Source organism: Streptomyces sp. NPDC054840 (genome assembly GCF_053611065.1).
In genome coordinates this window covers 7,960-18,390 of record NZ_JBSGZP010000056.1, presented here as the reverse complement: position 1 = coordinate 18,390, position 10,431 = coordinate 7,960, and the positions used below count along the sequence as shown (strand labels likewise).

The window sequence follows — 10,431 nt, the reverse complement described above, 5'->3', positions numbered from 1 at the left end:
GCCATGGCCCACGAGTTCTACCGCTGGGAGAACCCGGGCGCGAAGTGACCCGCGGCCGGGACGGGACCCGCACACCGAAGTGTGCGGGTCCCGCCGCGCGTGGCCCCGGGGAGTGCCTTGTGCCGAGTCGCGCCGAGTCGCGCCGAGGGCGTCGAGCCGCGCCCGCCCGCGCCGATCACAGCAGAGAGCAGGAGAAGACGGCATGAACCCGACCGACATCGACCACTTCCCGGCGGATCCGGCCCGTCCGCACGACGGCGAGTACGCCCGTACCCCGCTGCAGGTGCTCGTCCTGTCCGCTTCCTCCCGCACCGGATCGGTCAACGCCCGCCTCGGCTCCCTGGTCGCCGCGCTGGTGTCCCGGGCCGGCGCCACCGTGCGGGCGGCCACGCTCGGCGACTTCCCGATGCCGCCGTACGACGGCGACGCGGAGGCCGACGAGGGACTGCCCGAAGGGGCTCTGGCCATGTGCGCGCGGATCGAGGCCGCGCAGGCGCTGATCATCGCCTCGCCCGAGTACAACGCCTCCGTCCCGGGTGTGCTCAAGAACGCCATCGACTGGGTCTCCCGCTACCGCCCGCAGCCCTTCAAGGACAAGCAGACCCTCCTGGTGTCGGCCTCACCCTCGATGGTGGGCGGCAACCGCGGGCTCTGGGCCCTGCGCGTACCGCTGGAACACCTCGGCGCGCGCGTCTACCCCGACATGTTCAGCCTGGCCGGCGCGCACCACGCGTTCACCGAGGACGGAGCCCTCGCCGACCGGGGCCTCGGCGAGCGTCTCACCAGTACGATCGGCTCCTTCCTCGACCTCGTCGAGGCCGACACCCGTTACCTGTGCCTGCAGCGCCGCTGGTACGAGTTCCTGGGCGACCGCACCGACGCTCCCGTGACCTCACGCACCCAGGACTGATCATCATCGGCCACAGGGGGTGAGCTATGTTGGAGCGCGAGTGACATGAGTTAGGGAGGCCCTCGAGTGTCATCGGGGCAGCAGGCACGCGCACAAGCGGCTGCGATCACACCAGGGGGCCAGTCGTCCGAAGAGGTCCGTCCTCCGGCCGACCGGCTCCTCGCGCTCTTCGACGGACGCCGCCTGTCACCGGGCCAGCGCCGCATCGCCCAGTACCTGATCGACCACCTCACCGAGGCGGCGTTCCTCTCGATCACCGAACTGGCCGAGCGGGTGGGCGTGAGCCAGCCCTCCGTGACCCGCTTCGCCGCCTCCCTCGGCTTCAGTGGCTACCCCGCCCTGCGTGACGTGCTGCAGCCGATCGCGCTCAGCGCCATCGCCGGCGCCCCGGACACCCGCGCGCAGATCCGCCGCAACGAGCTGCAGGAAGCCGTCGACGCCGAGATCGAGAACCTGGAGAACGTGCGAAGGCTGCTCGCCGACACCGACCAGGTGCTGGACATCGGCCGCGAGCTGGCCGCCTCGGTGCCGCTGACCGTCCTGGGCCTGCGCATCTCCGTCTCGCTCGCGGAGTACTTCGCGTACGCGGCCCGGCGCATCCACCCCGACGTACGTCTGGTGACCCGCGGCGGCAGCGTCGCCTTCGACGCGCTGCTGCAGTCCAGGGCGGCCGGCGGGACGTGGGTGCTGGCCTTCGCCATGCCCCGGCACGCCAAGGAGACCCTCGCGGCCATCCGGGCCGCCCGCAGTACGGGGCTTCGTGTGGTCCTGATCACGGACCCCACCCTGGGGCCGCTGGTGGACGAGGCGGACGTGGCCCTGACGGCGGGGACCGGATCCCGGCTGGTCTTCGACTCGTACGCGGCGCCCGGAATGCTGTCCGCGGCCCTGCTGCAGGCGATGGCCGACGCGGACCCGGAAAGGACCCAGGCGAGGCTGGAGAGCTACGAGCACGTGGCCGACCAGCACGGCTTCTTCCTGTAGCCCCCCGCGGCCCGCTTCACCAGGCGATATTCAGCCCTCGAAGTGCATGAAATTTTTCATACTCTTGCTTACTCGACGGTATATATGTTTACTGGCGACGGCGCTCCGGATCCACCAGATGCCAAGGAGGACCCCCATGTCCTCCCGAACGTACTCGCGGTACGACGAACCTCCTCAGGTCGCGATCGCGTGTCGGGTCCAGGCTTTCGGATCCCGCAGAGCGCCCATGGCGGCCTCGGTCAACCCCTGGGCCGAGGCCGCCCCCAAGAACGTCTCGATCAGAGTTCGACACCACTCGGAAGTGACGAGAATGCCTCAGACGGCCACGTTTACCCTCAGCCCTGACTGGCCCATGCAGGTCAAGGCGCCCGGGACGCACGACTGGGAGCGCACGGCCACGCGTTGGCTGCGGGATCTGCTCCCGGCCCGCTACGGCGGCTACCTGACCCTCACTCGCCACCACGCGCTCCTCGCGCGGCACGTCCAGCTCCAGCTGCAGCACGAGATGCGCGCGGTGCGGGCGGCCCTGCAGACCAGCCGCGCCGAGCTGCCGACCATGGGCATCGCCGAGTCGGTCATCGAGAACTCGATCAGGATGTACGCCGTCGAGCTGGAGCAGCTGGGCCGGCTCGCCCGCGGCGCACGCCTCGTGTCCGACGCGCTCCTCGTCGGCACCCCCGCCCAGCGCAGGCGCTGACCTCCTGGGTGACCTCTGCGGTGACCCCTGAGGGTTGTCCCGCCGTGCGCCGATACGTGGCGAGGTGCCGTGGCTGTCGTCGTGCGCCCGCCGGGGATTTCGGGACAGCCCTCAGGCCCGCTGCGGCGGCTGCCAGGAGCGGAGCCGGGCGGCCACGTCGAAGACGGTGGCGCGCAGCATGCGGATGTCCGTGATGAGGTCGCGCCACTGGTCGTAGGTGGCGTCCACCGCCTTCCCGGAGGCCTCGATGTACGCGACGGCGACCCCGTAGGCGAAGTACTCGTTGGAGTCGGGGAGCGGCCGGAGCAGCACGATCGCATCGAGCAGGGCGGCCGCACGCCAGTAGGCGTCGGGGTCGTCCACTTCCAGACTGGGCGTGTTCACCCGGTGCCGGGCCACGGCGGCGACCAGGGCGGAGTGGTCGGCCACCGCCACGTCCTTGAACAGCGCCTCCTGCCGCTCCAGCAGCCAGCGGTGATCGATGTGCAGTTCCACGCCTCCGAGTATCCCCGCCCGGGGCCCGGCCGTGGGGCTTTTCCGGTCGGGCGGGGACGCGCGGGACTACGGCTTGGGCAGCGCGCAACCGGGGCGGTTCAGGTCGATCTTGTTGCCGGGGGCTATGCAGGAGACGACGATGTACGTCTGCTGGGCGTAGTTGATGCCCTGGCGGACCGTCACGTTGCCGCTCTCGTCGACCTCGCACGGGTTGTTCACCGTGCAGCGGGCGCCGTCCTCGTTGCCCGTGTTGTTGACGGCGACGACCTTGCCGGTGGCCGTGTCGACCACCGGTGACCCGGAGGTGCCGCCGATGGTGTTGCAGGCGGAGGTGTAGCGGACCGAGTCCTTCCAGGTCCAGTCGCCCTCCTTGAGGCGGTAGGCGAAGCCGTCCACGTTGCAGCTGTAGATCCGCTTCCAGTAGCCGGAGACCACCTTGATCGCCGAGCCCTGGGCCGGGCGGGCGTCGTCGAGGGTCAGCGCGGTGATGCCGTACTGACTCTGGATCTGGGCGTAGGTCCGGGTCAGCTGGTAGATCGAGATGTCGGTGTCGGTCATCGTCGCGTAGGCGATCTTGCTCGCACGGAGCGTGCCGACCTTCGATCCGGCCGAGTTGAGCAGGGAGAACGAGCGACTGGACGGGCGGTCCTTCACAACCTCGCCGGCCGCCGGGAACCCGGACTCCAGGCAGTGCCCGTTGGACAGGACCAGCGCGAGGTCGTTCGGCTGGGAGCCGGGCGCGCGGACGACGGATCCGGAACAGTTGCTGAGGGCCACGGTGCCCGCGAAATTGACCGCCACGGCGGTGGCCTCGGGGGCGGTGGGCGTGGTCGTGGTCGTGGGGGCGGTGGGCGCGGCCACGGCGGGGGTGACCGCCGCTCCCAGCAGGAGCAGGGTGAGTAAGGCGCCGGTGAGAGGCTTGTTCATGTGGGGGTTCCCCTCTGAGGACAATGCGACCGAAGATCCTTCGGTTGTCATGCGCATTGTTGGGACATCGGCTTCAACTCGCAAGACCGCATGGCCAGTTGACGACGATGCCGGGAGAGGGGTTCCGGACCGCGCCGAAGGCGTCGATAACGGACCGTGCACAGGTGTTCCGCACCGGCGGCTCCGCCTCCTACGGTCTGTGCAGCACAGTTCCGGACCAGGAGGCAACGTGAAGCGCGAGATCGACATCGACCAGCTGGTGACGGCGATGAAGGCGGTCGACGAGGCGGGGCGGCTCTTCGAGGAGGCACGCGCCGTGTACGAGGCGCGCGGTCTCAAGAGGATCAGCGACGACTTCAAAGTGGCGGGCGGCTCCGTCCAGACCCTGCAGGGCGCCGAGGAGATGGCCCTGGGGGCCCGCAAGTACCTCGCCGAACTCGCGCTGATCGCCGGCTACGCCGCCGCCGGCCTCGACGAGCGCGCGGGAGAGAGACCGGAGAGCGCCCGCGCCGGCTTCCCCGGCCTCTGCGGCGGCGGCGCCCGCATGGCCCGCCCCCTGCTCGACCCGACCCTGGAGGGACTGCGGCTGCTGCTGGGCGTGGAATTTTTCGAGCCCGCCTTCAAGGCCGGGATCGAGGAAGTCCTCCGGGCCGAGAAGGCCACCTACCCCGACCCCTCCACGCTCCGCATCCCCAAGCGCGCCGACAGCGCCGCCACGGTCGGCCGCACCCCCTGACGCTCCTGACGCTCCTGGGGTGCCGGGCGGGGCCGACGGGGCGACGCTGGAGGTATGCACCATGCACCCGTCGTCGTACACCGGATCTTCCCGTCGGGGGGCCGCCAGGTGACCCTGCGGACCTCGAACGGCGAGGAGTCCCTGGGCCTGGCCCGCTCCGACGAGGACGTCATCGAGTTCCTGCGCCGAGCCGGCATGCCGGACCCCGACGAGGTGGTCCTCGGCGGCGCCGAGCTGCTGGACTGGCAGGGGGACACCCCCCATGTGTACGAGGCCGACCCGCCGACCGACGACCTTCCTTAGTCCTGCCCGGAGGGTCCCGCCGCTTCCGGTCCGCCGTGGTGCACGGCCTCCAGGACGGCCAGATCCGCCTCCGACAGACGCAGCGCCCCGGCGGCGACGTTCGCCTCCAGATGATCGGGGTCGCCCGTGCCGGGAATGGCCAGAACGTGCGGTCCCCGCCGCAGCGTCCACGCCAGCCGTACCTGCGCCGGACTCGCGCCGTGCGCCCGGGCCACGGCGCGCACCTCCTCGTGCTCGGCGCCGCCGCCCGCGCCCGCCTGCCGTCCGGTGCCGGCGATGGAGTAGAAGGGGACGAACGCGATGCCCTGTTCGCCGCAGGTGCGCACGAAGCCGTCGTGCTCGGGCCGCACCCCGATCCCGTACATGTTCTGCACGCACACCACCGGCGCGATGGCCCGGGCCTCGGCGAGGTGCTCGGGGGTGACGTTGGAGATGCCGAGATGGCGGATGAGGCCCGCGTCGCGGAGCTCGGCCAGCGCGCCGAATCGCTCGGCGATGGAATCGGTCCCGACGATCCGCAGGTTCACCACGTCGAGGTGGTCACGGCCGAGCTGGCGCAGGTTCTCCTCGACCTGGCCGCGCAGCAGCTCCGGGGTGGCGTGTTCGAGCCAGGTCCCGGACGGGCCCCGGCCCGGCCCGACCTTGGTGGTGATCACGAGGTCCTCCGGGTAGGGGGCCAGTGCCGTGTTGATCAGCTCGTTGGCGGAGCGCAGCGGCGAGAAGTAGAACGCGGCGGTGTCGATGTGGTTCACGCCGAGCTCGACCGCCCGGCGCAGCACGCCGACCGCCTGGCCGCGGTCCCTGGGTACGGCGTCGTCCGCGAACGCCTCGCCGGTCTGTGTCAGGCGCATGGCACCGAAGCCGATCCGGTTGATCTTCAGGTCGCCGAGATACCAGGTGCCCGCCGCATCCGCGGTCATCGTCTGTGAGGTCATGCCCGGATGATCCTCACCCGGTAGGCTGCCAGGCCATTGATTAAGGCATGACTGAATCCTTGGGGTGGCCGTGCGGGCGGAGCTGGCGTTTTCCGTGAGCGATCTCGCGCAGATGCGGTTCGCCGTCTCGCCGATGTGGGAGGTGGGGCCCAGCTACCGGCTGCTGGCCTCCGGGTCCACGTCCCTCGTGCACCGGCCCTGGACCGACCAGGTGAGGCCACGGCTGGCGGCCGTCGGCCTCGACCGGGGCTGGCTGGCCGAACTGATCCCGCCCTCGGGGTACGTACCGGACTTCCTCAACCCGGCGCCCACCGGACCGGCGCCCGCCCTGGCGGAGGAACTGGCCAGGGTCCGGGCCACCCCCGCCGCCCGGGTCCGCGAGGACCTCGACCGCCTGCGCCGGGAACAGGGACGCCTCGGCCCGCGCACGCGGACCTTGTACGCCGACCCGCGGGCCCGCCTGGTCCGGGTCGCGGAAGAGATCGAGACCTACTGGGAACTGGCCCTGGCGCCCTACTGGGCACGGATCCGCGCGGTGCTCGACGCCGACGTCTTCCACCGGGCCCGGCAGGCCGCCGAGCACGGTGCCGGCCGCCTCTTCAACGATCTTCACCCCTCGGTGAGCTGGGGCGACGACGTGCTCCGGCTGTCCCGGCGGCACCGGCCCCTGTCCCGCGGGACGGCGGGCGCGGGGCTGCTGCTGATCCCCTCGGTCTTCACCGGACCGGTGCCGTTCACCCGTGTGACGCCCCCCGAACCGCCGCAACTCGCCTATCCGGCGCGTGGCACCGGCGCACTGTGGGAACCCCGGCCGGCCGGACGGACCGAGGCCTTGGCCGCCGTACTCGGCCGCTCACGGACCCGGCTGCTGACCGAACTGGAAAGCCCGGCCTCCACCACCGAACTGGCCCGCCGTACGGGGCTCTCGGCCGCCGGAGTGTCCCAGTACCTCACCGCGCTTCGCGCAGCCGGCCTGGTCAGCGCACACCGGGCCGGCCGCTCCGTGCTCTACGCCCGTACCTCCGTCGCCGAGTCACTGCTGGTTGCCACGGCCTGCACTCCGGGCGCGGAGCGGGGACGAGTACAGGGAGGGGCACCGTGACCGTGCGGGCGCCCGCGTCTCGCAGGCCTGGCAGGGCATGCGCACCCGCCGGGGGTCCCGCCCGACCGTGCTGCTCGGCACCGTTTTCTCGGGCAGCGGCCCGGCGCGGCGCATCGCGGTGAACCGCGCCGGAATGCGTACGACCCCGGCCCGTCCGGCGGCAGGCCTCGGCGCGATCACGCCGCCCCGTCCTTGAGGGAAGGGCCGAACTGCTCGTCCAGGACGGACAGCCGCCGCCAGTACTCGTCCTCGTCGATCTCCCCGGCGGCGAAGCGACGGCCCAGGATCGCGATCGGCGACCGCTCACCGTACGCGGCCGCCGCCCCGCGGCGCCCGCGCCGGACGGTGCGGCGCAGCACGGTGACGACACCGACGACGACCGCCGCCCAGATCAGCGGAAGGAACAGGATCCACGGGCCGGGCCCGTCGTAGGCGAGGGTGGTGAAGGTATCCATCTCGGTTCATCTCCTCGGAAGTACTGACGTTTCGTCTCACCACGAGACTCCTCCGAAAGACCCCGCCGGTCGTCGTACGGCCGGCTGCACCGCAGGTACTTCCCCCGGAGTACCTGCAGTGCAGGTCCCGGCCGTGCGAGCCGGTACGCGTGGGACACCTGGGACACCTAGGACAAGGGCGGGCGATATGCACATTTCACGCAATCCCCCGTTCCCCGTACGTCGTCACGCACGCTCGGTAGCGTCGGGATCACAAGCCGTCCGGTGTGTCAGCAGGAACCGATCGCCGGACGGCGTCCGTAGCAGGCAAGGGAGCGAATACCGATGGCGAACGTTGAGGTCTCCTTGAAGGAGACGATGACCTCGATCGAGGGTGCGATGGGAGCCGCGTTGGTGGATTACACCAGCGGTATGGCGCTGGGGACCCTGGGCGGCGGCAAGGACCTCGACCTCACGGTCGCCGCCGCGGGCAACACGGATGTGATCCGCGCGAAGGTCCGCACGATGGAGATGCTGGGCCTGCAGGACGAGATCGAGGACGTCCTCATCACCCTCGGCGGCCAGTACCACCTGATCCGGCTCCTCAAGGGCCGGGGGCACGGCGGTCTGTTCCTGTACCTCGTACTGGACAAGTCCCAATCGAACCTGGCCATGGCCCGTCACCAGCTCAAGCGCATCGAGGCAGCTCTGGAGCTCTGAGTCCGGCATTTCCGCGCCCACGCATGCCCATGAGTTGAAGAATTCTTCAATCCGGCACATCTGAAACAGGTAATCCCCGGGCGTGCGTGGGCCCGGCCGTACGAATGTATGGGTGGTCGGCCGACTGGAAGCCCCGCGCCCCCAAGCAAGGTTTGAAGCAACAGCAGGAGCACTCATGGGAATGCAGGTACCCCTCTACCAGGCGAAAGCCGAGTTCTTCCGCATGCTCGGACACCCCGTCCGCATCCGCGTGTTGGAACTCCTGCAGAACGGCCCCGTACCCGTACGCGACCTCCTCGCCGCGATCGATGTCGAGGCGTCGAACCTCTCCCAGCAGTTGGCGGTCCTGCGCCGATCCGGCATCGTCGTGTCCATCCGCGACGGAGCGACCGTCAGCTACGCTCTCGCCGGCGGCGACGTGGCCGACCTCCTGCGCGCGGCGCGGCGCATCCTGACCGAGCTCCTGACGGGTCAGAGCGAACTCCTGGCGGAACTGCAGCAGCTGGGACCGCAGACGGACCGCACGGACAAGGTCGCCGGCCGCTGACCGCCCATGGCGACGTCGGAGCCTGCTCGTGTCCGCGAAGGTGCCCGGTCGCGACTCTTCCCGCCCTGGGCGGCGATGTCCCCGGCCCGGTCGGGGCTCGGGGACACCAGGCTTCGCAGGGTGGGAGGTGTGTCAGGTAGGAAGGGTGGGGATGGCCTCGACGCCGTAGGTACGTGCGGGTAGCCGTTCGCGGTGCCGAAGAGGAGTGGGCACCCTGCAGAAGAGCCGGCGAGGGCCCGGACGGTGTTTCAGCTGAGCCAGCCGGGGCGGACCAGGCCGGATTCGTAGGCCAGGACTACCAGCTGGGCGCGGTCGCGGGCGCCCAGTTTCACCATGGTGCGGCTGACGTGCGTCTTCGCCGTGAGGGGGCTGACGACCAGACGGCGGGCGATCTCGTCGTTGGACAGGCCCATACCCACCAGGGCCATCACCTCCCGTTCCCGGTCGGTGAGCGGGCCCAGCCCGGCCGCCGTGGTGGGCCGTTTCGAACGGGCCGCGAACTCCGCGATCAGGCGGCGGGTGACGCCGGGGGACAGCAGGGCGTCGCCCGCGACCACGCGTGGCCTCCTGGAGGATGCGGAAGGCGGCGAGATCCACGCCGGGCGGCAGCGCCCTCGCCTCCCCTTCGGCCGAGACGTCCACGGCCAGCCCGGCCGTCGCGGCCTGCTCCACGAGCTCGGGGAGGCGGTCCAGACCGGGCGCGGGGGAGCGCGGCGCCTCGCCGGGGGAGCGCAGGGTGTCGAGGACCTGCCGGACTTCACCCAGCGCCTCCTTGCTCGCCGCCTTGATGGTGGCGAGCGCCGTACGGGCCTGCTCGGGATCGGAGTCGAGCAGGGCCAGTCCGACCCCCGCCTGGACATTGATCACCGAAATGCTGTGGGCGAGGACGTCGTGCAGTTCCCGCGCGATCCGCAGCCGCTCCTCGTCCACCCGGCGCCTCTCGGCCGCCGCCCGCTCGGCCCGCTCCCGGGCCCACTGCTCCCGGCGTACGCGGACCAGCTCCGCGACGGCGAGCACCGCGAGCACCCATGCGGTGACACCCACCTCCTGTACCCAGGGCATCGGTCCGTCCCCGGCGGGCGGGAGCCAACGGTAGAGCCAGTGCCCGATGAGCAGGTGCCCGGCCCAGAACAGGCCGACCGCCCCCCAGGCGGCCCGGCGGTATCCGGCGACGACGGCGGCGAAGCAGGCCAGGGCCAGACTGAGGAACACCGGGCCGTACGGATAACCGGCACCCACATAGACCAGGGTGACGACGCCGACCCCGTACGCCACGGCCACCGGGTACCGGTGCCGCACCACGAGGAGGGCGGGCCCGATCAGCAGCAGGAGCCGGGCGAAGGCGTCCAGCGGCACCCGCCCGCTCTGCGCGTGGGCGGCCCACCCCGCGCCGATCTGCGTGAAGACGGCGACGAGCAGCGCCGAGCGCCAGGCCGGGCCCCGCCCGGTCCGCTCCACCCATCGCCGCCACGGGGGACCCGGGCGTTCGCGCAGCTCGTCCATACAGCCACGCTAGACGGCGTCCGCCGTCACCCGCGTCACCCCGGCGTAGCGTTTCAGGCGTACTCCCCACGTAGTACCCGTACCCGACTTTTCGGCCTCGCGGACGACGGCCCGACCGGCGGCGCGGTCCGACCGGCA

General features: G+C 71.2%; 12 protein-coding genes and 2 pseudogenes. 8 read left to right on the top strand and 6 right to left on the bottom strand.

All coding sequences use genetic code 11. The features are described 5' to 3' along the window. Positions 1 to 277: 277 nt before the first annotated feature. The 3 genes from ACWGIU_RS06780 (at position 278) to ACWGIU_RS06770 (ending at position 2,591) form a co-directional block, all read left to right on the top strand. The gene (locus tag ACWGIU_RS06780; RefSeq protein WP_453703102.1) at positions 278 to 910 is read left to right on the top strand and encodes an NADPH-dependent FMN reductase; all 633 of its coding nucleotides are present in this window, start codon (positions 278 to 280) and stop codon (positions 908 to 910) included. Between the two features lie 66 nt (positions 911 to 976). Further along, the gene (locus ACWGIU_RS06775; protein WP_453703095.1) at positions 977 to 1,894 is read left to right on the top strand and encodes a MurR/RpiR family transcriptional regulator; all 918 of its coding nucleotides are present in this window, start codon (positions 977 to 979) and stop codon (positions 1,892 to 1,894) included. Between the two features lie 310 nt (positions 1,895 to 2,204). Next, positions 2,205 to 2,591, top strand: coding sequence for a hypothetical protein (locus tag ACWGIU_RS06770; RefSeq protein WP_030725700.1), 387 nt, complete (start codon positions 2,205 to 2,207; stop codon positions 2,589 to 2,591). A 111-nt stretch (positions 2,592 to 2,702) separates the two neighbouring features. On the opposite strand, the gene ACWGIU_RS06765 is transcribed toward ACWGIU_RS06770, so the two are convergent. Both ACWGIU_RS06765 and ACWGIU_RS06760 read right to left on the bottom strand, forming a co-directional pair. Next, positions 2,703 to 3,086 (bottom strand): toxin Doc, encoded by a 384-nt coding sequence (locus tag ACWGIU_RS06765; protein WP_453703093.1) that lies wholly within the window; start codon positions 3,084 to 3,086, stop codon positions 2,703 to 2,705. A gap of 66 nt (positions 3,087 to 3,152) precedes the next feature. Next, the gene (locus ACWGIU_RS06760) at positions 3,153 to 4,013 is read right to left on the bottom strand and encodes a S1 family peptidase (protein ID WP_453703091.1); all 861 of its coding nucleotides are present in this window, start codon (positions 4,011 to 4,013) and stop codon (positions 3,153 to 3,155) included. Positions 4,014 to 4,242: 229 nt separating this feature from the next. Here ACWGIU_RS06760 and ACWGIU_RS06755 point away from each other — a divergent pair, with 229 nt between their 5' ends. Beyond that, positions 4,243 to 4,749 carry a hypothetical protein gene (locus tag ACWGIU_RS06755; protein WP_453703090.1) on the top strand — a complete coding sequence of 169 codons (507 nt, stop codon included), beginning with the start codon at positions 4,243 to 4,245 and terminating at the stop codon, positions 4,747 to 4,749. A 54-nt stretch (positions 4,750 to 4,803) separates the two neighbouring features. Further along, the gene (locus ACWGIU_RS06750) at positions 4,804 to 5,052 is read left to right on the top strand and encodes a hypothetical protein (RefSeq protein WP_453703088.1); all 249 of its coding nucleotides are present in this window, start codon (positions 4,804 to 4,806) and stop codon (positions 5,050 to 5,052) included. Here the strand turns inward: ACWGIU_RS06750 and ACWGIU_RS06745 are convergent. Then, complete coding sequence (locus tag ACWGIU_RS06745) at positions 5,049 to 5,987, bottom strand: oxidoreductase (protein WP_453703087.1); 939 nt, start codon at positions 5,985 to 5,987, stop codon at positions 5,049 to 5,051. The genes ACWGIU_RS06750 and ACWGIU_RS06745 overlap by 4 nt on opposite strands. Positions 5,988 to 6,099: 112 nt before the next feature. Here ACWGIU_RS06745 and ACWGIU_RS06740 point away from each other — a divergent pair, with 112 nt between their 5' ends. Further along, entirely contained in the window at positions 6,100 to 7,089 is a 990-nt protein-coding gene (locus ACWGIU_RS06740) for an ArsR family transcriptional regulator (RefSeq protein WP_453703100.1), read from the top strand. Between the two features lie 176 nt (positions 7,090 to 7,265). Here ACWGIU_RS06740 and ACWGIU_RS06735 read toward each other — a convergent pair whose 3' ends face one another. Beyond that, positions 7,266 to 7,544, bottom strand: coding sequence for an SHOCT domain-containing protein (locus ACWGIU_RS06735; protein ID WP_453703086.1), 279 nt, complete (start codon positions 7,542 to 7,544; stop codon positions 7,266 to 7,268). A 324-nt stretch (positions 7,545 to 7,868) separates the two neighbouring features. On the opposite strand from ACWGIU_RS06735, the gene ACWGIU_RS06730 reads away from it, so the two are divergent. Together ACWGIU_RS06730 and ACWGIU_RS06725 are read left to right on the top strand one after the other, a co-directional pair. After that, positions 7,869 to 8,243: a hypothetical protein gene (locus ACWGIU_RS06730; protein WP_453703084.1), complete on the top strand. Its 375-nt coding sequence runs from the start codon at positions 7,869 to 7,871 to the stop codon at positions 8,241 to 8,243. Positions 8,244 to 8,424: 181 nt separating this feature from the next. Continuing rightward, positions 8,425 to 8,790 (top strand): ArsR/SmtB family transcription factor, encoded by a 366-nt coding sequence (locus ACWGIU_RS06725; RefSeq protein WP_030758679.1) that lies wholly within the window; start codon positions 8,425 to 8,427, stop codon positions 8,788 to 8,790. A gap of 248 nt (positions 8,791 to 9,038) precedes the next feature. On the opposite strand, the pseudogene ACWGIU_RS06720 reads toward ACWGIU_RS06725, so the two are convergent. Then, positions 9,039 to 9,347, bottom strand: a pseudogene (locus ACWGIU_RS06720) (response regulator transcription factor); the annotation flags it as partial. A gap of 223 nt (positions 9,348 to 9,570) precedes the next feature. After that, positions 9,571 to 9,852, bottom strand: a pseudogene (locus tag ACWGIU_RS06715) (histidine kinase); the annotation flags it as partial. Positions 9,853 to 10,431 lie beyond the last annotated feature (579 nt).